At 60.2% G+C, this 23,189-nt stretch carries 21 protein-coding genes; 12 read left to right on the top strand and 9 right to left on the bottom strand.

Features of this window, described 5'->3' with window-relative positions; genetic code table 11:
* Positions 1–197: 197 nt before the first annotated feature.
* From I6I72_RS09200 to I6I72_RS09175, 6 genes are all read right to left on the bottom strand, one after another.
* Positions 198–905 carry an enoyl-CoA hydratase-related protein gene (locus I6I72_RS09200; protein WP_049147095.1) on the bottom strand — a complete coding sequence of 236 codons (708 nt, stop codon included), beginning with the start codon at positions 903–905 and terminating at the stop codon, positions 198–200.
* Between the two features lie 5 nt (positions 906–910).
* On the bottom strand, positions 911–1,810 hold the full coding sequence (gene ppk2, locus I6I72_RS09195; RefSeq protein ID WP_005529839.1) for a polyphosphate kinase 2: 900 nt from the start codon (positions 1,808–1,810) through the stop codon (positions 911–913).
* Between the two features lie 154 nt (positions 1,811–1,964).
* Positions 1,965–2,111 carry a hypothetical protein gene (locus I6I72_RS09190; protein ID WP_005529838.1) on the bottom strand — a complete coding sequence of 49 codons (147 nt, stop codon included), beginning with the start codon at positions 2,109–2,111 and terminating at the stop codon, positions 1,965–1,967.
* Positions 2,112–2,158: 47 nt separating this feature from the next.
* Positions 2,159–2,338, bottom strand: coding sequence for a hypothetical protein (locus I6I72_RS09185; RefSeq protein ID WP_049147096.1), 180 nt, complete (start codon positions 2,336–2,338; stop codon positions 2,159–2,161).
* A gap of 782 nt (positions 2,339–3,120) precedes the next feature.
* A complete protein-coding gene (gene groL / locus I6I72_RS09180) occupies positions 3,121–4,767 on the bottom strand; it encodes a chaperonin GroEL (RefSeq protein ID WP_049147098.1) in 1,647 nt (548 codons plus the stop codon).
* 331 nt (positions 4,768–5,098) lie between these two features.
* Positions 5,099–7,093 (bottom strand): OPT family oligopeptide transporter, encoded by a 1,995-nt coding sequence (locus I6I72_RS09175; protein WP_049147100.1) that lies wholly within the window; start codon positions 7,091–7,093, stop codon positions 5,099–5,101.
* 122 nt (positions 7,094–7,215) lie between these two features.
* On the opposite strand from I6I72_RS09175, the gene I6I72_RS09170 reads away from it, so the two are divergent.
* From I6I72_RS09170 to I6I72_RS09135, 8 genes are all read left to right on the top strand, one after another.
* Positions 7,216–8,598 (top strand): dipeptidase, encoded by a 1,383-nt coding sequence (locus I6I72_RS09170; protein WP_049147102.1) that lies wholly within the window; start codon positions 7,216–7,218, stop codon positions 8,596–8,598.
* A gap of 480 nt (positions 8,599–9,078) precedes the next feature.
* Complete coding sequence (locus tag I6I72_RS09165) at positions 9,079–12,084, top strand: Na+/H+ antiporter subunit A (RefSeq protein WP_049147104.1); 3,006 nt, start codon at positions 9,079–9,081, stop codon at positions 12,082–12,084.
* Between the two features lie 2 nt (positions 12,085–12,086).
* Entirely contained in the window at positions 12,087–12,587 is a 501-nt protein-coding gene (locus tag I6I72_RS09160) for a Na(+)/H(+) antiporter subunit C (RefSeq protein WP_049147105.1), read from the top strand.
* Positions 12,580–14,355, top strand: a complete 1,776-nt coding sequence (locus I6I72_RS09155) for a Na+/H+ antiporter subunit D (RefSeq protein WP_049147107.1) — start codon at positions 12,580–12,582, stop codon at positions 14,353–14,355. The genes I6I72_RS09160 and I6I72_RS09155 overlap by 8 nt, the downstream gene beginning before the upstream one ends.
* Positions 14,352–14,870: a Na+/H+ antiporter subunit E gene (locus I6I72_RS09150; RefSeq protein ID WP_049147109.1), complete on the top strand. Its 519-nt coding sequence runs from the start codon at positions 14,352–14,354 to the stop codon at positions 14,868–14,870. The genes I6I72_RS09155 and I6I72_RS09150 overlap by 4 nt, the downstream gene beginning before the upstream one ends.
* Positions 14,870–15,145 (top strand): monovalent cation/H+ antiporter complex subunit F, encoded by a 276-nt coding sequence (locus I6I72_RS09145; RefSeq protein WP_005529823.1) that lies wholly within the window; start codon positions 14,870–14,872, stop codon positions 15,143–15,145. Before I6I72_RS09150 ends, I6I72_RS09145 begins: the two co-directional genes overlap by 1 nt.
* Positions 15,142–15,531, top strand: coding sequence for a monovalent cation/H(+) antiporter subunit G (locus I6I72_RS09140; protein WP_049147111.1), 390 nt, complete (start codon positions 15,142–15,144; stop codon positions 15,529–15,531). Before I6I72_RS09145 ends, I6I72_RS09140 begins: the two co-directional genes overlap by 4 nt.
* A 15-nt stretch (positions 15,532–15,546) precedes the next feature.
* On the top strand, positions 15,547–16,827 hold the full coding sequence (locus I6I72_RS09135; RefSeq protein WP_236081445.1) for a glycosyltransferase 87 family protein: 1,281 nt from the start codon (positions 15,547–15,549) through the stop codon (positions 16,825–16,827).
* Between the two features lie 37 nt (positions 16,828–16,864).
* Here the strand turns inward: I6I72_RS09135 and I6I72_RS09130 are convergent, their stop codons facing one another.
* The 3 genes from I6I72_RS09130 to I6I72_RS09120 all read right to left on the bottom strand — a co-directional run bounded on the left by I6I72_RS09130 (position 16,865) and on the right by I6I72_RS09120 (position 19,131).
* Complete coding sequence (locus I6I72_RS09130) at positions 16,865–18,010, bottom strand: glutamate--cysteine ligase (protein WP_049147114.1); 1,146 nt, start codon at positions 18,008–18,010, stop codon at positions 16,865–16,867.
* Between the two features lie 72 nt (positions 18,011–18,082).
* Positions 18,083–18,832 (bottom strand): LytR C-terminal domain-containing protein, encoded by a 750-nt coding sequence (locus tag I6I72_RS09125; protein WP_049147116.1) that lies wholly within the window; start codon positions 18,830–18,832, stop codon positions 18,083–18,085.
* A gap of 17 nt (positions 18,833–18,849) precedes the next feature.
* Positions 18,850–19,131: a DUF3263 domain-containing protein gene (locus I6I72_RS09120; protein ID WP_172453817.1), complete on the bottom strand. Its 282-nt coding sequence runs from the start codon at positions 19,129–19,131 to the stop codon at positions 18,850–18,852.
* On the opposite strand from I6I72_RS09120, the gene I6I72_RS09115 reads away from it, so the two are divergent.
* The 4 genes from I6I72_RS09115 to cls are packed head-to-tail and all read left to right on the top strand — an operon-like array spanning position 19,130 to position 23,081.
* Positions 19,130–19,750 carry a peptide deformylase gene (locus tag I6I72_RS09115; protein ID WP_005529811.1) on the top strand — a complete coding sequence of 207 codons (621 nt, stop codon included), beginning with the start codon at positions 19,130–19,132 and terminating at the stop codon, positions 19,748–19,750. The two genes, I6I72_RS09120 and I6I72_RS09115, sit on opposite strands and share 2 nt — an antisense overlap.
* A 22-nt stretch (positions 19,751–19,772) precedes the next feature.
* On the top strand, positions 19,773–20,783 hold the full coding sequence (locus I6I72_RS09110) for an N-acetylglutamate synthase, CG3035 family (RefSeq protein WP_049147118.1): 1,011 nt from the start codon (positions 19,773–19,775) through the stop codon (positions 20,781–20,783).
* 3 nt (positions 20,784–20,786) lie between these two features.
* Positions 20,787–21,596: an exodeoxyribonuclease III gene (locus I6I72_RS09105; RefSeq protein ID WP_005529807.1), complete on the top strand. Its 810-nt coding sequence runs from the start codon at positions 20,787–20,789 to the stop codon at positions 21,594–21,596.
* Between the two features lie 15 nt (positions 21,597–21,611).
* Entirely contained in the window at positions 21,612–23,081 is a 1,470-nt protein-coding gene (cls, locus tag I6I72_RS09100) for a cardiolipin synthase (protein WP_005529805.1), read from the top strand.
* The last annotated feature ends 108 nt before the right edge of the window (positions 23,082–23,189 follow it).

Below are 23,189 nucleotides of genomic sequence, written 5' to 3'. Positions count from 1 at the left end.
CCCGCTGCTGCTTCACCCCGTAGCCGCCCTGATTGCCAAATTGGCGCCGATTTCTTTCACATTTGCGCCACGATTTGGCAATCAGGGCGGCTTTCTCTTGCACGCCCCTTAAAACTACGACCGCCCCTAACTGCTACATAGTCTCGGAATTCCGGCAGGAAATCCCCACGCTCTAGCAGCTAGGGGCATCGGACGGTTTACTGCTGACGCGCCCGCCACGCTTCTACACGGGCAGCGTTACGCTCTTCTTCAGAGAAGGGGCTTGACGACGACGTGGCAAACTCCATCTTGAGATTAAGCAAGGTATGTGGGGAGCCTTTGCCGATTTGCGCTGCCGCTGCCATAACTTCCTCGCGACTACCTGCGCTGATCGCGAATCCAGTAGACAGTGCGTCTTCTAGGCTAAGAATCTCCCCGGCAATCAGCATCCGGCGGGCCCATGAGCCGCCGACAAGCAGCTGAAGATTGCGCACAGTAGCAGGATCAACGCCGATGCCCATTTTGGCTACTGGCAAGCTAAAGCTGATGGCTTGGGCGGCGGATGCCGCCGGGGCTACAAAGCGGATATCGCAAGCCATGGCGAGCATCATTCCGGCACCGATAGCGGGGCCTTCGATCCAAGCGATGACAGGGACCGGTAATCGGGCAATCTTTGCGAAGAGTGCCTCAAGGGTCGGGTACAACTCGCCTTGAAAATTTTGGGAAGTCAGATCAGCGCCCGCGCTGAACACGGGGCCGTCTGCTTCAAGTAGAACTGTCGACGCGCCTGCTTCAACCGCAGCGTCTAATGCCATTGCCAAGTCCTTGCAGAGCGCCACGCTTAACGCGTTGCGTTTTTCTGCACGCGTGAGGCGTACGCTCCACAAGCCACTCTCGAGTTCGGCGGCGGCGACGAGGCTAGACATCGAATTTAATCACCAATTTGATCGCGACCACGCATAACGATTTGCGGGTCAGGCTCGCCAACTACCTCGTGGTCCTTGTTGGTGTACTCAAACTTAGAGAGCACGTAGCGCATAGCGTTGATGCGAGCGCGCTTCTTGTCGTTGGACTTGATGGTGATCCACGGGGACTCTTCGGTATCCGTGTAGCGGAACTGCTCTTCCTTGGCGCGGGTGTAATCATCCCACTTGTCGAGGGAAGCCAGATCCATCGGGGAAAGCTTCCACTGACGAACTGGGTCAATCTGACGGATCGCAAAGCGGGTGCGCTGCTCCTTACGAGTAACGGAGAACCACAGCTTGGTCAGGGAAATACCAGAGCCAAGAATCATGTTCTCAAGCATCGGGACTTCGCGCAGGAACTCTGCGTGCTGGGACTCGGTGCAAAAACCCATGACGCGTTCGACGCCAGAACGGTTGTACCAGGAGCGGTCGAAGAAAACGATTTCGCCGCCGGCTGGGAAGTGCTGAATATAGCGCTGGAAGTACCAAGAGGTCGACTCACGTGGGGACGGCTTCTCCAATGCGACGGTGCGCGCACCACGTGGGTTGAGGTGCTCATTAAAGCGCTTGATGGTGCCACCCTTGCCGGCTGCATCTCGACCTTCAAAAAGGATAATGTGGCGCTGGCCGGTTTCTTTGGTCCAGTTCTGCCACTTCAGCAGCTCGATTTGGAGCGCACGCTTGGTGCTCTCATACTCATCGCGCGACAAGCGCTCTTCGTACGGGTAGTTCTCCCGCCAGGTCTCAATTGGCGAGCCATCCGGCATGATGAGGGCCGGGTCGTCCTCGTCAGAATCATCGACGACGTAGCCGTCGGTCTTAGCAAGGTCAATCTCAGGAAGTTCGTCGTCTTTAATGTCAGCCATACTTGAAAGTTTACCGGTCACCCAACCATTCGGCGCGTTGAATTACACTGCAACTCCACCGGTTTACCCCTAAGTCCTCCCCCACCCAGACATAGCAAAAGAGCCCCACCAAAAGGTGAGGCTCTTAGAAATCGCTTACGCGAAAGGGATGTTCTTAGACGAACATGCCGATCAGCTTGGAAGCGCCGTCAGCAGCTTCAACCAGCGGGCCAACGATCTTGTAGGCCAGGTCGAAGATGAACTTCAGCGGCTGGAGGATGCCCTCAGAGGAGGCTGCGAACTGGGAAGAGAAGTCAGACATAGTGTCTCCTTAAATTTAAAAAATCGAATGAAGATTGAAACCAAGTCTTACTTGGAAGAGTGGAGGCCCTTGAAGGCTTCCCAGGTGGAGGAGAGCTCCTTGATCGGAGCAGCGTCGCCGCCCAGGAACAGGTTCAGGAAACCGTTCAGGCCAGTGAACACGCTGTTCCAGCCCTTCCAGGTGTCAACGAAGTTGTCGAGGTGGGTCTGAACGAGGGAGAGATCCATTATGAAGCTCCTATATGTGAATTCCGGGAATCAAAGTTTGATACGCCCGGAGGGGTTTGCGGTTTTGCAGACACCCTCTGTGGGCGTCACGGGAAACCATTTTGTCACAATCTGGCGACAAGGCAAGTTGAAACGCGAGTGAGATTTTCGCCAGTTTGCAATAAGCCGCGTTACAGATTTGAGGCTATGACATTAAACACATTGATGGCGAAACTTATTTACCAGCGAAAATAATGATCCGATCACCGACTCAACTTAAGAATATATGCGCACCCGTAACGGATCCTGGCTAGTTTTCGACATAGCAAAACCGCTCGCAAATGCTTTAGAAAACTTTTTCCGCCCCTCACTTTTTACCCTATACCGGGGGCGAATCGACCCCGCCAGAAGCCACCACGTCGCCTTGGCCGATGGGCGCATGGGATAGAAATTGATTTCGCAAGTCTCATTCGATTCACTTGCGCCATATCAGCAACAGCGCGGAGATTACCTCATCCCTGCCGAGAAGGCAGTGCGCACGACCCCGCAAGGGGCGCCTCCACGGCGACCGTCGCCCAGCCGTACACGTCTCGATCTAGCGGCGTCTGCCGCGACCCTGCACACTTTTGCCGAAAGGTTGGTAGCGACACGCGCGATGAAACATCGGAAAGTAGCTCCAGGCGCCCACCTGACCCCTTTTGCCCGCCGTCCTTCCCATGGCGCCTACAGCATGACAAAAGCGCGCCAACGCCCCTCACGGGGCATCAGCGCGCCTTATTACTAAGCGGTGCGTCTACTGACTATTAGAAGCCCATACCGCCCATAGCATCAGTATCTGGCATGCCAGCACCAGCGCCAGCCGGCTGCGGCTTGTCAGCGACAACAGCCTCAGTGGTCAGGAACAGCGCTGCGATGGAAGCAGCGTTCTGCAGTGCGGAGCGGGTGACCTTGACCGGGTCATTGATGCCAGCAGACATCAGGTCAACGTACTCGCCGGTTGCAGCATTCAGACCCTGGCCAGCAGGCAGGGAAGCAACCTTGTCAGCAACAACGCCTGGCTCCAGGCCAGCGTTGTGAGCAATCTGCTTCAGCGGTGCAGACAGTGCCTCACGAACAATCTTGACGCCAGTTGCTTCGTCACCGGTCAGATCATTGAGCGCATCCAGAGCGGAAGCAGCCTGCAGCAGCGCAACGCCACCGCCGGCAACGATGCCCTCTTCAACGGCAGCCTTTGCGTTGCGGACTGCGTCCTCAATGCGGTGCTTGCGCTCCTTGAGCTCAACCTCAGTTGCAGCGCCGACCTTCAGGACAGCAACGCCGCCAGCCAGCTTGGCCAGGCGCTCCTGCAGCTTCTCACGGTCGTAATCAGAATCGGAGTTCTCAATCTCAGCGCGGATCTGCTTGATGCGGCCGTCGATCTGCTCCTGGTTGCCAGCACCCTGGACGATGGTGGTGTCATCCTTGGTGACAACAACCTTGCGCGCCTGGCCGAGGTACTCAATCTCAGCGGTCTCGAGGGAAAGACCAACCTCTTCGGAGATGACCTGGCCGCCGGTCAGAATAGCCATATCCTGCAGGGTAGCTTTGCGGCGGTCACCGAAGCCCGGAGCCTTAACAGCAACGGACTTGAAGGTGCCACGGATCTTGTTCACGACGAGGGTGGACAGTGCTTCGCCCTCAACGTCCTCGGCGATGATCAGCAGCGGCTTGCCGGTCTGCATGACCTTCTCCAGCAGCGGAACGAGGTCCTTGATGTTGGAGATCTTGGAGGAAACGAGCAGGATGTACGGATCCTCGAGGACTGCCTCCTGGCGCTCCATGTCGGTTGCGAAGTAACCGGAGATGTAGCCCTTGTCGAAGCGCATACCCTCAGTAACCTCGAGGTCCACGCCAAAGGTGTTGGACTCTTCAACGGTGATAACGGAATCCTTGTTCACGGATCCGTTGCCCACGGTGTACATAGCCTCAGCAATCTTGGCACCGATTGCCGGGTCAGCCGCGGAGATGCCCGCGGTGGTTGCGATTTCTTCCTGGGTCTCAATCTCCTTCGCGGAGGAGAGCAGAGAGTCAACAACAGCCTTGGTTGCGGACTCGATACCGCGCTTGATGCCCATGGGGTTAGAACCAGCGGCTACGTTGCGCAGGCCCTCACGAACCAGTGCCTGTGCGAGAACGGTAGCGGTGGTAGTGCCGTCACCGGCAACGTCGTCAGTCTTCTTGGCGACTTCCTTAACCAGCTCAGCGCCGATCTTCTCGTAAGGATCTTCCAGCTCGATCTCGCGAGCGATGGAGACACCATCGTTAGTAATGGTCGGGGCGCCCCAGGACTTCTCCAGGACGACGTTGCGGCCCTTAGGGCCGAGGGTGACCTTAACTGCGTCGGCCAGCGTGTTCAGACCACGCTCAAGGCCGCGACGTGCCTCTTCATCGAAGGCAATAATCTTTGCCATTGTGTTTGTGCTCCTTAGTTTTGTTTAGGACGACACTCACGTCTGTATCTATACGGACGCCCGCGACGGCACGGCTGGTGAGTGTGGACCAGCCTCAACCACATAGATGGGGTTTCTGGCACTTGCCCTATGGGAGTGCTAGCGACCATTCTGGCACTCCCCTACTACGAGTGCAAGGTAGGACACGAGCTGCCCGGCACGCTATAAGCGAACACCCGCGCCGGTAAACGGCGCGGGTGTAAAAAGGCGCGGGTGTGAAACGGCGCGGGTGCGAAAAGGTCGGCGCGGGTGTGAAAAAGAACGGCGAGGGCGTAGGCAGCGCCGGAAAGCGCTAGCTCTTGGTGACCTTTGACTTGGTCCAGCGGTAAGCAAAGCCGATGCCCACCACGAACAAGATGATGCCCAGGACGTTGGAGACGGTGCCACCTTCGAAAATCTCCAGCGGGGACTCCCCGCCGGAGGCGGCGATGATGGCGGCATTGACCACGCCGAACAGGGACTCACCAACAATGAGGCCGGTTGCCAGCAGGGTGCCCATGCGCTTAGAGAAGTCAGGGTTGGATTGCTTGGCGGCCCACTTGTCATAGAAGTAGCCCAAGATGGCGCCGATCGGGATGATGATGGTCAGCGAGGCCGGCAGGTACATGCCCATGCCAACAGCCAGCGGAGACAGCGAGTACTTGCTGGTGGTCTTGCGCAAGACCTCGTCGATGACGATGAGCACAGCGCCGATAGCCGCACCGGTAAAGATAAGGTTCCAATCCAGCGAGCTATCAAAGATGCCAGAAGCCACTGACGACATAAGCGCAGCCTGCGGCGCAGCGAGGGCATCCTCGCCAGCGCCTTCCATGCCCTGGAAGCCAAAGCCGGTGAGCATGACCTGCAGAATCGGCGGGATGACCACAGAGCCAAACAGCACACCGATGATGAGTGCCACCTGCTGCTTCCACGGGGTCGCGCCGACGAGCTGGCCGGTCTTAAGATCCTGCAAGTTGTCGTTGGAAATCGTGGCGATGCCAAAGACAATCGCCGCGGTGAACAAGGTGTAGGCCACGAGCGAAAGCGGATCCGCAGAGGTACCGCGGGTAACAGCGGCGATAAGCAGCGAGGCCGCGAGCACAGCGATGATGCCCACGGAGGAAATCGGCGAGTTCGACGCACCGATAAGGCCCGCCATGTAGCCACACACAGAGGCCACGATGAGGCCCACCAACAGGGTGAACAGGACGGAGACCGTAATGAGCACGCCCATGTGCTCGTGGATATCAGTGCCCGAGATGAAGTCCCACAGCAGCAGCGCAATCGGGACCATCAAAATGACGATGGTGCCTAGGACATAAGGGAATGGGATGTCGCGCTCAGCCACGTCCACGTTTTGGCCGGCTTTGCGCTGGCGGGAAGAGGCCAGGGACTCGGAGATGCCCTTGACGATTGGGCCGGTGATCTTGAGGAGCGTCCAGATGGCGGCGATAGCCATGGCGCCCACGCCGATGAAGCGAATCTCACCAGAGAATACGGAGTCGACGGTATCGGCAAGCGCGGTGGCGTCGAGTCCGGCGATGTCGCCGGCGGTGTGCATCGGCAACAGGATGAAGAAGGAGATGACAACGCCCACGAGCATTGCGATACCCACGGACAGGCCAACCAGGTGACCCACACCGATGAGCGCCATGGACAGCGAGGTGCCCAGGGTGGTGGCACCGGAGCCCAGCTTGAAGTAGGTAGACACTGACGAGGCCACGGCTTTCATCGCGGCAAGCAGAGCCATCGCTGCGGAGATGATGCCGCCAACGAGGATGACGCGCAGGCCCTTGGCGTTTTCTTCATGGGCGGCTGCGGAAGCGCCGTTGTCGGCGCCGACCTTGAGCACCTCCGCGGCGGCGACGCCCTCCGGGTAAGGCAGGTCGGAGCCCGTCACCAAGGCACGGCGCAGCGGGATGGAGTACATCACGCCGAGTACGCCACCGATGGCGCAGACCGCAGCAGTCTCCCAGAAGCTAAAGCCCTTCCAATAACCCACCATGACCAAACCCGGCAGGACGAAGATGATGGCAGAGAGGGTGCCAGCGGCAGACGCAATGGTCTGCACGATGTTGTTCTCTTTGATGTTGTGACCAGCGAACCTGCGCAGCACGGCCATGGAGATGACGGCTGCCGGAATCGAGGTAGCAAAAGTCAGGCCGACTTTGAGGCCGAGGTAGACGTTGGCAGCGGTGAATACCAGTGTGATCAGTCCACCGATGAGAATGCCACGCAGTGTGAGCTCGCGCAGTGCTGGACCAGCAGAAGCGGGCGAGGACGAGGCGGGGGCGGCGTTGTGTGCCATGCCGAATTCCTTCTAGTGAGAAATCTATTTAGATTCTGTAATTAAGTACTCATAAACCCTAGTCCACACGGGCAGAAACTCAAACGTTCGGGCATTCCTGCGCGGCAGGTATGTTAGTGAGCATGACTACTATTTCTGAATTCATCACCGCCGACCGCGAGCGCATCTTCGCTCAGCTCAAGGAGCTCGTCTCCTTCAACTCCGTTCACAATGAGCCAGGTCTGGAAGAAGAGTGCGCCAAGGCCGCCGCATGGGTCCGCTCCGCATTGACCGAAGCAGGCGTCGACATCGAGGCCATTCCTACTGCTGACGGCTCCACCGCGCTCGTCGGCAAGCGCGCGGGCAAAGAGGGCGCCAAGACCGTGCTGCTCTACTCCCACTACGATGTTGTCCCCGTCGGCCCGCGTGAACCGTGGGAGTCCGATCCGCTGACCCTGACCGAGCGCCCATCCGCCTCCGGCGAGGTGCGTTGGTACGGCCGCGGCGCAGCGGACTGCAAGGGCAACGTCGCAATGCACTTGGCTGCCCTGCGCGCGATCGACGCCAACGGTGGCACCGACCTCAACCTCACCTTCCTCATCGAAGGCTCCGAGGAGCGCGGCGGCGAGGGCCTGTCCGCCCTCATCGAGGAGCGCCCGGAGCTGTTTGCTGCCGACGCCATCCTCATCGCCGACGCCGGTAATGCCAAGGCCGGCCTGCCTACCCTGACCACCTCCCTGCGCGGCGGCGCGCAGATCTACGTGCAGGTTGACACCCTCGAGGCGGGCGTGCACTCCGGTCAGTTTGGCGGCGCAGCTCCCGACGCCGTCAAGGCACTCATGCGCGCACTCGATTCTCTCAGCGACGAGCATGGTCGCACGGTTATCGATGGCGTCGACTGCGCAGGCTCCTGGCCGCTGGCGGAAGGCCAGACCAGTGCCTACGCTCCGGAGGACTTCCGTTCCGATGCACAGATGCTCGACGGCACCGAGATCATGGGTTCCCAGGATCCGGCAGGCGCCACCGAGATCGCCGACATGATCTGGGCTCGCCCGGCAATTACCGTTACCGGCTTCACCTCCACCCCGGTTGCCGAGGCCGTCAACGCAGTTCCGGCCACCGCTGCTGCAAACCTCAACCTGCGCACCCCAGCCACCATGGACCCCCGCTCTACCGCGGAGGCCGTGGCCGAGCACCTGAAGAAGCACGTGCCGTGGGGCGCGCACATCAAGGTCGAGATCCTCGAGGCTAACCGCGGCTTTGAAACTGATCCGGAAAAGCCAGCCGCAACGCTGCTCGGCGAGTGCCTCGCCGAAGCCTACGGCACAGAAACCATCTCCCAGGGCATGGGCGGTTCCATCCCGCTGACCGTGGAGCTGCAGGAGAAGCACCCGAATGCCGAGATCGCACTCTTCGGCGTTGAGGATCCGAAGGCCACCATCCACTCCGCCAACGAGTCTGTGGATCCAACGGAGATCGAAAAGATTGCTACTGCCGAGGCTTACTTCCTCCAGCGCTTCGCCTAAAACCAACCTGCCAGATCAGTTAACAGATCAAGTTAAGAGAGCCAAAGGTACTTTTATTCAGGGGTACGCCACGACGGCGTGCCCCTGTGTGCTGCCAAACTGGCCCCATATATAACTGCCTCCTTAAAAATCTGTGACTTTCAGAAAGTCGGCAGGTATAGTCGCCAGTATTGGCTGCGCCATTCGTGATGCGTCCCCAAACCTGTTTTCTCCAATTTTCAACGCTTGCGGTGAATGCTTGGAGCATGACTTCCATACATCCACCCTTGCACCCTCGGCGTCAATGCGGTGAGAAAAGGGGGCGTTGACGCTGCCAGTGGCACCTTCCTAGGTTCCTTTCAAAGTGGTTCATTAACCGGCCAGATGCCTCTGCTTCGGCCCGCGATGAGTTCATCGGCGCATGCTTGAATTTGAATACATGTCACACGTGCGCCACTGTGTTCGTGCGGCTCCGAACGAGAAGGAGACCTGAGCCTAGCTGTGATAGCTGTCTTGAGTGCCTTGGTGCTGGCCACCATCATCGCGCCCTTCCTCATATTTTTTGTTGGCCGTCCTGCTTTTGGCGCACTCGCTATTGTCCCCGGCGCGGGCTTTTTCTGGGTCCTCAAACAACTCACCACCGGCGCCTTCCGTGACGGTGCCACGCTGCGCTACACCATGGAGTGGATGCCGGACGCGAACCTCAACGTCGATCTGCGCATGGACGCGCTCTCTGCCCTCTTTAGCCTCATCATTTTGGGCGTCGGCGCTTTAGTTCTGCTCTATTGCTGGGGTTACTTCGACCAGACTCCCCGGCGTCTGGCCATGTTTGGCTCCCAGATGGTCTGCTTTGCCACCGCGATGTATGGACTGGTCATCTCCGATAGCTTCCTGATGATGTACGTGTTCTGGGAAGTGACCTCCCTGCTGTCCTACCTCCTGGTGAGCTACTACGGCGAACGCGCCTCCTCGCGTCGCGCCGCGCAGCAGGCGCTCATGGTCACCACCCTGGGCGGCCTCGCCATGCTCATGGGCATCATCCTGCTCGGCCGCCAAACGGGCACGTGGACGTTTAGTGAGATCGAGACTTTCGACCGCCTCGCCCAGACCCCGTACATCACGATTGCCATCGTGTTCATCTTGGCCGGCGCACTGAGTAAATCCGCCATCGCCCCCGCGCACTTCTGGCTGCCCGGCGCCATGGCCGCGCCGACGCCGGTCTCTGCCTACCTGCACTCCGCTGCGATGGTGAAGGCCGGTATCTACCTGGTTGCGCGCTTGGCACCGGAGTTCCACGAGGTGGCCACCTGGCATCTCGTCGTGCTGCCGCTTGGCACCTTAACGATGCTGTTGGGCGGTTGGATGGCCCTCAAGCAGCGCGACCTCAAGCTCATCTTGGCTTATGGCACCGTCTCGCAGTTGGGCTTCATCACCGCCATCGTGGCCATTGGCTCACGCGAGGCATTGCAGGCAGGCCTCGCGCTGACCTTTGCGCATTCCCTGTTCAAGGCTGCGCTGTTTATGATCGTTGGTGCCATCGACCATGCGTCGGGAACGCGCGACATCGACAAGCTCTCTGGCCTCGGCAAGGCAAAGCCCGGCCTGTACCTGCTTGCCATTATTCCGGCACTGTCCATGGCGGGCATCCCTCCCCTGCTGGGCTTTGTGGCCAAGGAAGCCACGCTTGAAACCATCCTCCACGAGGAGCTGCTCGTTGGCATGCCACGCAACATGCTCTTGGTGGGCGTCGTCGTGGGCTCCATGCTGACCATGGCCTACGCGCTGCGCTTCCTGTGGGGCGCCTTCGCCACGAAGAAGGACGCTGCGGGCCAAAGCCGCGGCACTTCCGACGCCGTGGCCGACATGCATGCGCTTTCCCCGCTGTTGTGGATTCCGCCTGCGGGCCTCACGGCCCTGACCATCTTCTGCGGCGTCAATCCACAGCCGCTTTCCCTCGGCATCAACCAGCACCTCAACAACATCTTCGGCGCTGACGAGCACACCTACCTCGCTCTGTGGCACGGCTGGACAGTACCGCTGGGCATCTCCGTAGTCATCGTCGTGGCCGGTATCATCCTCCACTGGCAGCGCGCAGAACTGGCCAAGTGGCAGTTCCAGTACCCGGCTTTGGGCTCAGCAGACCAGGCCTACGACACCGTCATCAACAGCCTGCGTCAGCTCTCGCTGCACACCACCGCTTCCACGCAGCGCGGCTCCCTGCAGATGAACATGTCGATCATCTTCGCCACCCTCATGGTGCTGCCGGTCATCATGCTCATCCGCGGCGACCTCACCAACGTACGCATGATCGTGGCGGAAAACCCGTGGCAGATCGTTGCTGCGCTCATCATCATCGTCTGTGCTGTCGCTGCCACCGTGACGGACAATAGGCTGTCTGGCGTCATCATCGTTGGCGTCACCGGCTACGCACTGTCCTTCCTCTTTGCGCTGCATGGCGCACCTGACCTAGCCCTGACCCAGTTGCTCGTGGAGACCATCATTATGGTCTTGTTCATGCTGGTTCTGCGCCGCATGCCGGCTAATACCGAGTGGAAGCAGGACCCCAAGATGGGTCGCCTGCGCGCCTGGCTCGCAGTTGGCGTGGGCCTTACCGTGACGCTCGTGGGAATGTTTGCTATCAATGCCCGCCGCTCCAACCCCATTTCCGAGTTCATGCCGGAACTGGCCAAAGAAATCGGCCACGGCGCTAACGCCGTGAACGTACTGTTGGTGGACCTGCGCGCCTGGGATACCTTCGGCGAAATCACCGTGTTGGTTATCGCCGCCACGGGTATCGCATCGCTGATTTATCGCACCCAGTCCTTCACCCGCGACTCGCGCCGCCCCACCCTGCAGGTCACTGGGCGCCGCTGGCTGGCGGCAGGCGTGGAATCAGAACAGGCCCTCAACCGCTCCCTCATGGTGGATGTCGCCACGCGCCTGCTCTTCCCCTCGATGATCGCGCTCTCGCTGTACTTCTACTTCTCCGGCCACAATGCACCCGGCGGCGGCTTCGCCGGCGGCTTGGTCGCGGCGCTGGCTCTTATCCTGCGTTACCTGGCAGGTGGCCGCGCTGAGCTCGAGGAGGCGCTACCCATCGACGGCGGGCGCACCATGGGCACCGGATTGCTCATCTCGGTGGGCTCGGTGGTTGTGCCGCTGGCTTTCAACCACCCGCCTTTGACCACCGGCTACACCAAGGTGGCGGTGCCGCTCATAGGCGATGTCTCGCTGCCCTCCGCGTTGGTCTTCGACGCGGGCGTCTACCTCATCGTGGTGGGCCTGACCTTGTACATCCTCAACTCGCTCGGCGGCAAGCTTGACGAGGAAGAGGAGATGCGTAAACAGCGTGCCCGTGACCGTGCCCGCTCGCTCGCGCGCCGCCAGAAAGAACGAGCCTCCTCCCGTGAGAAGAACGCGGCGGGCGCCACGCGGGCGTCGTCAAGCGCAGCGCAACCCGATACTCCAAGCACAACGCAAGCCCACACCACCGGAAAGGAGAGCTAAGAATGGAAGCCAATCTGTTCCTTCTCCTCGCCGCAGGCGTGCTGTGCGGCTCTGGCGTGTATCTCATGCTTGACCGCGCCATGACCAAGATGCTGCTTGGCATCCTGCTGCTGGGCAATGGCGCCAACCTGCTGCTTCTGCAGGCTGGCGGGCAGGCGGGATCGCCGCCTATCGACGGCCGCGAGACCGCCCAATACAGTGAGAACATCGCGGACCCACTGGCCCAGGGCATGATCCTGACAGCCATCGTGATCTCCATGGCGCTGACAGGATTTATCCTGACCCTGGCCTACCGCCAGTACCGCTACCGCACCGCCGACGTCATTGAGGACGACGCGGAAGATACCGCAATCGCGGCTCTGGCCGCCCGCCCGGGCAACGCCGCCGCGGCCCCTGATCATGACGCATCCAACGACCCAGCCACCGGCCGCGCCACTAAGGAAGGCGACGCCTTTGGCCCAGCCTTCTTCGAGGAACCCGTAAAGGAGGCAAACGATGACTGAGACCCTGCTTCCGCTGGTTAGCTTCCTGCTTCCTTATACGGGCTTCCTCATCCCCATGCCCGTGGTCATCCCGGCGCTCGCCGCGGCCTTGTCGATGCTGTGCGCCCGCTTCCCCGGCGTCCAGCGCCAGATCGCATTCTTCTCTTTGCTTTTGCTGGCAGCGGTCAACGCGCTGCTGATCTTGATCGCCGACACCGCGGGCATTCAGACCCTGCAAGTCGGCGGCTGGGACGCACCCGTAGGCATCACGCTGGTGGCCGATCGTCTCTCCACGGTGATGCTCTTTACCTCGTCCGTGGTCTTGTTCTCAGTGATGTGGTACGCCATCTCGCAGGGTATTCGCGACGGTTCCAAGGACGAGCCCGTCGCCGTCTTCCTGCCGACGTACATGCTGCTGACCATGGGCGTGAACGTCTCCTTCTTGGCCGGTGATCTGTTCAACCTGTATGTGGGATTCGAGATCTTCCTCGTGGCCTCCTATGTGCTGCTCACGCTGGGCGCCTCGCCCGCCCGCGTGCGCGCCGGCGTGGGCTACGTTATGGTCTCGATGGCCTCCTCTCTCATCTTCGTGCTCGCCCTCGCATATGTCTACGCGGCAGTGGGCACCATGAACATGGCGCAAATCGGCATGCGCATGGAGACCATCCCGGAGGGCACCCGTACGGCGATCTTCTCGGTGCTGCTCATCGCCTTCGGCATCAAGGCCGCCATCTTCCCGCTGGATGCCTGGCTGCCGGACTCCTATCCCACCGCGCCTTCCCTGGTCACGGCAGTCTTTGCGGGCTTGCTCACCAAGGTCGGCGTCTACGCCATCATTCGTGCACGCACCTCCATCTTTACCGGCGGCGGCCTTGATCAGTTGCTCATGTGGGTAGCGCTGGCCACGATGCTCGTGGGTATCTTAGGTGCGATGGCGCAGTCTGACATCAAACGACTTTTGTCATTTACGCTGGTGAGCCACATCGGCTACATGATCTTTGGGGTGTCCCTCGGCACCGCACAGGGTCTGTCCGGCGCCATCTTCTACGCGGTGCACCACATTCTGGTCCAGACCGCGCTCTTCCTGGTGGTGGGCCTCATCGAGCGTCAGGCGGGTACCTCCTCCCTGCGCCGCTTGGGCTCGCTGATTTACAGCGCCCCGCTCATCGCAATTTTGTACTTCATCCCGGCCATGAACCTGGGCGGCATCCCGCCATTTTCCGGCTTCCTCGGCAAGGTCATCTTGCTGCAGGCCGGCGCGAACGAGGGCTCATGGCAGGCCTGGGTCCTGATTGGCGGCGCGGTCCTGACCTCGCTGCTCACGCTCTACGTCATGGTTCTGGTGTGGGCTAAGGGATTCTTGCGCGACCGCGCCGATGCCCCAGAAGGCAACATGGCATTGGCGCACCCTTCGCCGCTTTCCGACGTCACGGATGTCATCGAGCTCGAAGAGCGCCAGGACGTGGGCAAGGTGCCTTTCGGCATGCTGGCTTCCACCTCCCTGTTGGTGCTGGCGTCAGTATCAATTACTTTCCTAGCCGGCCCTATTTCCGGTGTGACCAGCCGCGCGGCCGAGTCTGCGCAGGATGACACAATCTACCGCTATGCGGTGCTGGGCGACAACGCTGATAATCCTTCCCGAACCCTGATCCAGAAGGATCGATACAAAAACGACGCTGACTCCTTCGAGCAGCGCCGCTCCCCCATTGAGCAGCCGCAGCCCGGCGTCGATTCCGTGGCTCCCGCCGCGCTCACCAGCGCACCAGAGAAGAAGGAGGGGCAGCGATGAAATTTTCTGGCATTCGCCACCGCTTCCGCCCGTGGTTCATAGCTTGGATCACCGCCATGTGGTGCCTGCTCATGGGCGAGGTCACCGTGGCCAACCTCGTGGGTGGCTTGTTGGTAGGCCTCTTCGTGGTCTTAGCGCTACCACTTCCAAAGATGCCGATTTCCGGGGTGAAAGTCTCGTGGGGCAAGCTCGTCCTTTTCATGCTGCATTGGACGTGGGACCTTTTCCACGCTTCCCTGAAGGTGGGCTGGTTGGCGGTGCGCCCCCAGGAACCGCCCAAGACGGCGATTCTGGAATTGCCGATGCGCCTCGACAGCGAGTTCATCCTCTCCCTCGCGGTGAGCCTGTACAACCTGCAGCCGGGTGGAACCGTCACCGACATCGATATCGCGAACCGCATGCTGACTATCCACATTCTGGACGCGGCGTCGGAAGCCGAGATCGAAAAGGAGGTTGCCAACGTGGCACAGCTCGAAGCATCCATGATTGAGATTTTTGAAAGGAGCCACCCCTGATGGATCCGCAGCTTTATGGCATTTTGCTCACCATTGCGGCAGGGCTTTTGGTAGTGGCGTTCTTGATCACTGTCTGGCGCATCATCGTGGGCCCCAACTCACTGGATCGCCTGGTGGGTATGGATGGCCTCGTGGCCATGTTCCAGTGCGCGCTGGCCACTTATATTTGCTGGACGCTCAACACAACGGTGGTCTCAGCGATGCTAGTGGTGGCTCTGCTGGGCTTCATCTCCACTGTTTCGGTCACCAGGTTTAGAAAGAGGGACCCGCAATGAGCTATCACCTTTTTGCTGACGTCATCTCGATTGTTTTAATTCTCATCGGCTCCTTGCTCGTCCTCGCCGCAGCGATCGGCGTGGCGCGTTTCCCGGACACAATGTCACGCGTGCACGCCATTTCGAAGCCCCAAACCACCGGCTTGATTCTCACTATTCTCGGTGCGTTTTTCCGCGTCACAGGCTCCGATTCCTTCCGCGTGACTGAGCGTGGCGATTTAGGGATTTTATTGTTACTGGTACTCTTTGCAATGATCACCAGTCCGGTGACTGCACAGCGCACCTCACGAATTGCACGACGTGAAGGCCTGTACGGTACCGCTGAAAATATGTCTCGCAACGACAAGCCAGCGACTCGTTCAATGCGTCGGAAAAAGGATTCATAGAAGCTAATGCACAGAATGAAGAGAAAACAGGGCAAGAAACTCTACGGTATGCCCACACTGTTGACTCTTTTACTGGCATTTACGGCTTTGGTGATTTACCGCTTCAGCATGTATCCCGGCCGCGACCGCGCTTTCTTTGGCAAGATCCCGTTCGACTTGAAGATTTACCAAATGGCGGGCAAGGATTTGAAAGCGGGAGGCCAGCTTTACGACGCCCCCTATATCCATGAGTTTCCCTTCACCTACCCGCCGTTTGCTGGCTGGTTTTTCGAATGGATGGCTGATTTCAGTGACCACGATCTCATGGTGATTTGGCAATGGGTCACGGGAATCGCCCTCTTCATTGTCATCATGCTTGTCATTCGCGAGCGTGGCTATCGGCTCGGGCCGCTGACCTGGCTGGTGGGAATTGCGTTGCTGGTTAGCAGTCTTGCTGCCGAACCAATCAACGGCACCTTCTACTACGGACAGATCAATATCCTGCTGATGTTCTTGGTGTCTCTGGATTTACTCCTCCCCACCAAGCTCCGCCTGCCCGGAATCGGCATTGGTATTGCCGCTGGCATGAAGCTCACCCCGGCTTACATGGGCCTCGCGTTGCTCTTCCAGAAGCGCTGGTGGGCGGCCATTGGCTCCATTGCCGCTTTCGCAGTCACTATCGGCATCGGTGTTGCCTTCGTCCCCGACGCAAAGGATTTCTGGACGGACAAGGTTTTCAACTCCAACCGTATCGGGGAAGTCGATGCCCCAGGCGCTAAGTCCCTGCGTTCTGTCCTCGCCCGTCTCACTGGCGAAGACGATACCGCGCTGTGGCTGCTGGGCGTGGCCATTATTGTCATGGTGACCATGTTGGCACTGCGTACGGCGTGGATTCGAAAGAACAGCACCGCAGCCTTTGCTCTAACCGGCTTGAGCGCTTGCTTGGTTTCGCCCTTCTCCTGGTACCACCACTTCGTGTGGGTTGTGCCCTTCGGCATTTGGGTAATGCTGGCGGTCAACGAGGCCATCGGAACGCGCCTGCGCACAGTCTGGGGCGCACAACTAGCCGCGGTAGCGTCCTTCCTGGCTCTGCTTATCGTGGAACTGCCTTTCGTGGCCGCACCGGTCTGGCTAGGGGGCTCCTCGCGCACCCTCGACGCATTGGAAACCTTCCAGCCATTGGCCTCCCTGGTGTGGCCACTAGCTTGCTTCCTCTACATCGCGGTGTACGCAATTTGGGGTTTCATGCCACAAAAGCGCACCACCGAACTGGATGCTGCGCCTACGACCAGGATCCCTACCGTTCGCGTCAAGTAGCTTGCGCGCCGAAGCGCCGCCCCCGCGTTGAAGGGCGCTAATTGCGCTCCAACGGCTGGCGGTCCAGCATCTCCTGGCAGGTCGCCTCGACTACCTTTTGCCAGCTGCCGGTCTCTTCGTACAAGGCACGCTGCCGCTCATAGCCTGCGCCATCATCGATAATTTCGTGGATAAGGGCCAGCTCCTCAGCGCAGCCCAACTCGCGGGCCAGCGGAGTTAGTTCCTCCACGAGGTCTGCCAGTTCATCCTTAATCCAGCGCTCATCCGTCTCGCGCGACGTAATCACCAAGGCATCCATGCCATAGCGCGCGCCGCGCCATTTATTCTCCGCCACGTGCCACGGCTGCAGAATCGGCAACTCCTCGCCGCAATCAATCATGCGGTCGTAGTGAACAACCAAGCAGTGAGTCAGTGCCACCACGGCGGAGAGCTCGCGCAGGTTGGAGGAGGCGTCAGAAATGCGCACCTCGACGGTGCCCCACTTGGAAGCCGGGCGGATGTCGAAATGCATCGACCCGGTGTGGTTAATCACTCCCGAGATGGCCTGGTCCCGCATGTAGGACTGCCATTCTTCCCAGCTTTGGAACTGGTACGGCATGCCAGCGGTGGGCAGCTGCTGATAGAGCATCGTGCGGTTGGAGGCGTATCCGGTGTCAAGGCCCTCCCAAGCCGGGGAGCACGCCGAAATTGCCAGCAGGTGCGGGTACTTGGTCATCAATGCGTTGATGATGGGCCAGACGCGATCCTCATGGCGAATGCCAACGTGGACATGGGTGCCCCACAACAGCATCTGCTTGCCCCAGTACTGGGTGCGGTTGATGATTTCGGAATAGCTCTCCTTAGTGGAGACGGGGTTTTCACGAAAATCAGTGAAGGGGTGTCCACCCGAAGCCCACAACTTAACGCCCATCTCATCGGCGGCGGCTCGGACGTGGGAAAGCTTGTAAGCAAGGTCAGCCACGGCTTCTGGAACCGTGTGGCAGATGCCGGTGACGAGCTCAACGGTGTTTTGGAGGAATTCCTTCTCCAAGTGAATCTCAGGCGCAGCGGCGTGGACGAGTTCAATCAGTTCGGCGCCACGGGGCACGAGATCCCACGTGGTGGGGTCGACGAGAGCGACTTCCCACTCGACGCCCAGTGTGGGTTCAGCAGAACGGGCGAAGGACTCTTCCGGAGTATTCACCCGTTCAGTCTAACTTTCACAGTCACCATACTGGGCATTTAATTTTATATTGCTGCACTTATTCCTGCTGCACTAGGCCTGCGGAATTGCCAGGACAGCTACAACCGCGTTGCCCTTGGTGTAGTTTTCACCTAGCTCAGCTGGGTATTCTGCAACAGCGCCTTCTGGGACGGCAGTAGCGCCATAAAACTCGGCTGCAGTCTGGCGAGCCAGTGCCTCTGCGTCTTTGTCACCGGCTGGGTAGAAGACCATGGTCTGCGGGACGGTGAGGACGTCGCCAGGCAGGTTGCCCACCTCGCCCACCTTGAAGCCGCGGTCCTTGAGCTTGGTGGATTCCTCATCTGCATAGCCCGCGCGGCCCGAGTTGTTAAAGACGTTGACCGGAATATCTTTGGGCGCGCGCTTGGCAGCCTCGCCCTGGGCTCCATCGTAGCCATCTCGATCTGCTGCGTTTTCCCCCTCGCCCGCCGCACCTGCGGCGGCTGGGTCGGAAGCCTGCGCAGACTCGCCCGGAGCCTGCTGAGCCGCGGATCCAGGTTTTCCGCCCTGTGCGCCCGGCTCGCCTTCTGCTGGAGCTGGAAGCGTGGCGGCCTCAGAGGCACCAGTTTGAGACGCGGTATCGCTAGAGTCCTCGGAGGTCAACTTGTACAGACCCCACATGCCGAGCATGACTGCAACGGCGATGAGCACCATCGCAAGGCCGCGTAGTGGCAGGCCGCTTGCTCCGCCGGCAGCAGCGCCGGTCGATGCACCAGAAGATGCATCGGTTGGGGCATCAGTAGGGGTGGATTCTGCCGAGTTATCTGAATTCACATTAGTCACAACAGTAACTCTAGCGTCTAGCTGTCGAAATCTGGGGCATTCCCCCTTGCGGCGCGCCGCACCTCTTCGCGCTGGTCACGCACCCGCCGCAAGCGCGCCACCAGCACCGGATAGGCCTCGGCGGCAGCGGGGGCGTCGAGAAGCACGTTCAAGCGCTGGTGATAGCGCACCGGTGAGATATCCAGCTGGGTGCGGATGGCTTCCTCCTTGGGTCCGATACCGCGCGGCGCGTGGGATTCGAACTCCAAGATGGCGGCGTCTAGGTCTGACAAGGAGTGCATGCCTAAACTGTAGGGCATGACTATTCGCCCCATCGTTATCCACGGCGACCCGGTTCTCCACAATCCCACTGAACCGGTCACTGAGCCCATCGATTCCCCGGAGCTCCAGGAGCTCATCGCGGACATGTACGAGACCATGGACGTCGCCCACGGCGTCGGCCTCGCTGCCAACCAGGTAGGCATCAACAAGCGCCTCTTCGTCTACCACTGCCCTGACACCGACGGCCCCGAAGGTACCGAGCTGCCGGCCGACAAGGCCGGCATGCGCAAGGGCTGCGTTATCAACCCGGTTTTGGAAACCTCCGAGATTCCTGAGGGCATGCCTGCCGACGACGGCTCCGAGGACGAGGGCTGCCTCTCCGTGCCGGGCGAGGGTTTCCCCACCGGCCGCGCCGACTGGGCACGCGTCACCGGCAAGGATGAACACGGAAATGACATCTCCATCGAGGGCTACGGCTTCTTCGCCCGTATGCTCCAGCACGAGACCGGCCACCTCGACGGTTTCGTCTACACCGACGTGCTCACCGGCCGTTTCAAGCGCCAGGCCAAGAAGATCATCAAGCGCAACGGGTGGACCGAGGCCGGCTGGACCTGGATGCCGGGCGAGGACGAAGATCCCTTCGGCCACGGCGCGTAAATAGGCCGCACTCTTAATCGACATGAGCTACATCTTCCGTTCTGACGCCGTCGAGGTCGGCGAGCGCGTCGTCGCCCGGCGCGAAATCGACGGCATGCACACCGACGTCATCGGCCACGTCCTCTCCCTCGATCCACTGGTCATCCGCCCCCAAGAAGTGGGCGGCTATCCCTCCTCGCTGGAAGCGGTGGAGATCCCGGCGGAGGAACTGAAGATCATCAAACGCCTGTCCCCGCGCATGGTCCGCAACTCCGACATCCGGGCCGTCGAGGTGGCCACCGCCGCAGCGTTCCCCGGAAAGGAACACACGTGGACCAAGGATGGGCAGTGGCTCATGCGCGCGGGTGACGGCGTGACTGGCCGCTCCAATTCCGCGGTTCCACTGGGTCCCTCGGCGGGCTTCACCCCGGTTCCGATGGACGAGATCGATGAGTTCTACGCCCGCCACGATCTCCCCACTCGCCTGGCTATTCCCGCGCGAATCGGCAAGCCTGCCGAGCGCGTCATCGCAGCGTCCCCAGAAAACTGGGAGCTAGAGCCCGAGGTCATCGTCATGGTGCGACTACTCGAGGGAGAGGTAGCTGGCGCCCCACTTCCAGAGGGCATCACTTTCCGCGTGGACACACAGCCAGACCAAGAGTGGCTCGACCTCTACCACTTCCGCGGCCAGGCACTGCCGCCTGAGGCGCTGGAGTATCTGCGCAGCCGCATCGACGGCACCATGGGATTTGGCCGCCTACTCGCCCCGAGCGGCGAGACCATCGCGATCACCCGCGGCACCCTCACCGAGTCTGGCGACGGTACGGTGTGGTTAGGATTCTCTGCCGTCGAAGTCGCTGCTGCTTGGCGACGCCGCGGCCTCGGCACCGTCCTCGGTTCCCACATGTTGGGCTGGGGCAAAGACAACGGCGCGGAAAAGGCATACCTGCAGGTGGTGGCGTCGAATAGCGCGGGCGTGGCCATGTACGGCAAGCTCGGATTCATTGAACAGCATCGACATAGGTACGCCATGCGCAAAGGCGGTAACCTGTAGTCCATGCGCATAGCCACTTGGAACATCAACTCGGTCCGCACCCGCGTCCAGCGCGCGGTGGACCTGCTGGCGAAACACGACATCGACGTGTTGTGCCTGCAGGAGACCAAGGTTGCCGACGATAAGTTCCCCGTCATGGACTTCGAGGCCGCGGGCTATCACGTAACTCACCATGGCCTGAACCAGTGGAACGGCGTGGCCATTGTGTCCAAGTCGGAGCCGGAGGAGGTCTTTACCTCCTTTCCCGGCCAGCCGGGCTTTGCCAAAGACCCAGAAAAGCCACAGAATCTCGAGGCGCGTGCGGTGGGTGCGCGCATTCGCGGGGTGGAAATCTGGTCACTGTATGTGCCCAATGGCCGCGAAATCACCGACCGCCACTACGCCTACAAGCTGCAATTCCTCTACGCGCTGGCTCGCTACGCGGAGTCCCGCGCACAGTCGAAGCTGCTGCTTACGGGCGACTTCAACATCGCCCCACGCGACGAAGACGTGTGGGACATCGAGGCCTTCCGCGGTAAGACTCACGTCACCGAGCCGGAGCGCGCGGCATTCCAGATGCTCGAGGAGGCCGGCCTGGAGGAAGTGACACGACGCTTTACTGAGGAGCAGCGCTGGACCTACTTCGACTACAAGTCGCTGCGCTTCCAAAAGAACGAGGGCATGCGCATCGACTTCCAACTGGCGTCGCGGTCCTTGGCGGCCACGGTGCAGTCCGCACAGGTAGACATGGTTGAGCGAGCCGGGGATAAGACCTCGGACCACTGCTTGCTCTTGGCCGACTACGACCTCCCCGACTTCGACTCCGTGCGTTAGGAGCACTCCTCAGGCATGAACTTGGCGCTGAACATCGATCTGTCATTCTGGCAGCTGTTTTTCTTGATCCTCGATTACGGCATCAAGATCGTCGCCATCGGTTTCGTCCCTGAAGGCCGCCGCCCTTCCAGCTCCACGGCGTGGCTGCTGGCTATTTTGTTGCTGCCGCTCGTAGGCCTTCCGCTGTTCCTGCTCATGGGCTCGCCTTATATCAACAGGCGCCGGCACCGCATCCAGCAAGAAGCCAATGACCTGCTGGAAGACGTCACCGCGAATACTCCTAACCATCCGCGCGGCCGGCTCTCCCCAGAGGTCGAGTCTCTGATTACTCTCAACCGCAACCTGACGGGTTTCCCGGCGCTCATTGGACACAACAAGGGCATTTACAGCGATTATGCAGAAGCCATCGCGGCTATTTCTAGGGCGGTGGATAAGGCGGAAAAGTACGTCTACATCGAGATTTACATCCAGTCTTGGGACGAGGTCACCGACGTGTTCTACCAGGCGCTCAAGCGCGCCCGCGCCCGCGGCGTGGAGGTCAAGCTGCTCCTAGACCAGATTGGCAGCTTCAAGTACAAGGGCTACTGGGGCTTTGGCAAGAAGCTGACGGAAATCGGCGTCGAGTGGCACTTGATGCTGCCGCTGCAGCTGCACAAGTTCCGCTTCCGCCGCCCCGACCTGCGCAATCACCGCAAGCTCGTGGTGGTTGATGGCCACACTGGCTTCATCGGATCGATGAACATGATCAAGCGCAGCTATAAATCCAAGAATCGCTATTGGGTGGACTACATGGTGGAACTCACGGGGCCGGTGGTGACTTCATTGTCCGCGGTCTTTGCGGTGGACTGGTACCTGGAATCGGAAGAGGCGCTCTCGCTGGAGCCGTTGCCTTACGACGACGCACTCACCGACGACTCCAACTTCCTCCAGCTCATCCCGTCTGGTCCTGGTTACACCACGGAGCCGAACCTGCGAATGTTCAACTCTTTGGTGCACCACGCTAAAGACCGTTTGGTGATGGTCTCGCCTTACTTCGTACCGGACGAGTCCTTGCTCGAGGCGGTCACCACCGCGTGCTATCGCGACGTTGACGTGGAGCTTTATGTCTCGGCGAAAGCGGACCAGTTTATGGTCAACCACGCGCAGTCCTCCTATTACCAGACACTTTTGGAGGCGGGCGTGCGCATCTTCCAGTTCCCAGAGCCTTTCGTGCTGCACTCGAAGTTCATCATTGCGGACCCTGACCAGCCCGGCCGCGACCCGCTATGCATGTTCGGCTCCTCAAACATGGACATGCGCTCCTTCGGCCTGAATTACGAGTCCACCATGCTCGTGGCCAAGGGCAACTTGCTCGAGGATTTCAACCAGTTGGCGTCGAACTATCGCGCTGTGAGCCACGAGCTGACTTTGGAGGAATGGAACGAGCGCGGCTTTATCCGCCGCTATGTTGATAACGTGATGCGCTTGACTTCGGCGCTGCAGTAGCCGCGCGGCGAGGCTCGCTTCCTCCTCCCCCTCTCGCTCCCTCCCTCCCGCTCCCTCTCGTTCCCGCAAATACCCAGCCCTAGCTACCCAGACCCTGAGGTCGCGGAT

The organism is Corynebacterium striatum (assembly GCF_016728105.1).
Classification (GTDB): domain Bacteria; phylum Actinomycetota; class Actinomycetes; order Mycobacteriales; family Mycobacteriaceae; genus Corynebacterium; species Corynebacterium striatum.
Note: the sequence above shows the minus strand (reverse complement) of the source record. Positions and strands in the feature narration are given on the sequence as shown.

Excerpts from the sequence above, each read along its gene's own strand:
- I6I72_RS09200 (WP_049147095.1), bottom strand. The coding sequence starts at position 905 with ATGTCTAGCCTCGTCGCCGCCGCCGAACTCGAGAGTGGCTTGTGGAGC.
- ppk2 (WP_005529839.1), bottom strand. The coding sequence starts at position 1,810 with ATGGCTGACATTAAAGACGACGAACTTCCTGAGATTGACCTTGCTAAG.
- I6I72_RS09190 (WP_005529838.1), bottom strand. The coding sequence starts at position 2,111 with ATGTCTGACTTCTCTTCCCAGTTCGCAGCCTCCTCTGAGGGCATCCTC.
- I6I72_RS09185 (WP_049147096.1), bottom strand. The coding sequence starts at position 2,338 with ATGGATCTCTCCCTCGTTCAGACCCACCTCGACAACTTCGTTGACACC.
- groL (WP_049147098.1), bottom strand. The coding sequence starts at position 4,767 with ATGGCAAAGATTATTGCCTTCGATGAAGAGGCACGTCGCGGCCTTGAG.
- I6I72_RS09175 (WP_049147100.1), bottom strand. The coding sequence starts at position 7,093 with ATGGCACACAACGCCGCCCCCGCCTCGTCCTCGCCCGCTTCTGCTGGT.
- I6I72_RS09170 (WP_049147102.1), top strand. The coding sequence starts at position 7,216 with ATGACTACTATTTCTGAATTCATCACCGCCGACCGCGAGCGCATCTTC.
- I6I72_RS09160 (WP_049147105.1), top strand. The coding sequence starts at position 12,087 with ATGGAAGCCAATCTGTTCCTTCTCCTCGCCGCAGGCGTGCTGTGCGGC.
- I6I72_RS09155 (WP_049147107.1), top strand. The coding sequence starts at position 12,580 with ATGACTGAGACCCTGCTTCCGCTGGTTAGCTTCCTGCTTCCTTATACG.
- I6I72_RS09150 (WP_049147109.1), top strand. The coding sequence starts at position 14,352 with ATGAAATTTTCTGGCATTCGCCACCGCTTCCGCCCGTGGTTCATAGCT.
- I6I72_RS09145 (WP_005529823.1), top strand. The coding sequence starts at position 14,870 with ATGGATCCGCAGCTTTATGGCATTTTGCTCACCATTGCGGCAGGGCTT.
- I6I72_RS09140 (WP_049147111.1), top strand. The coding sequence starts at position 15,142 with ATGAGCTATCACCTTTTTGCTGACGTCATCTCGATTGTTTTAATTCTC.
- I6I72_RS09135 (WP_236081445.1), top strand. The coding sequence starts at position 15,547 with ATGAAGAGAAAACAGGGCAAGAAACTCTACGGTATGCCCACACTGTTG.
- I6I72_RS09115 (WP_005529811.1), top strand. The coding sequence starts at position 19,130 with ATGACTATTCGCCCCATCGTTATCCACGGCGACCCGGTTCTCCACAAT.
- I6I72_RS09120 (WP_172453817.1), bottom strand. The coding sequence starts at position 19,131 with ATGCCCTACAGTTTAGGCATGCACTCCTTGTCAGACCTAGACGCCGCC.
- I6I72_RS09110 (WP_049147118.1), top strand. The coding sequence starts at position 19,773 with ATGAGCTACATCTTCCGTTCTGACGCCGTCGAGGTCGGCGAGCGCGTC.
- I6I72_RS09105 (WP_005529807.1), top strand. The coding sequence starts at position 20,787 with ATGCGCATAGCCACTTGGAACATCAACTCGGTCCGCACCCGCGTCCAG.
- cls (WP_005529805.1), top strand. The coding sequence starts at position 21,612 with ATGAACTTGGCGCTGAACATCGATCTGTCATTCTGGCAGCTGTTTTTC.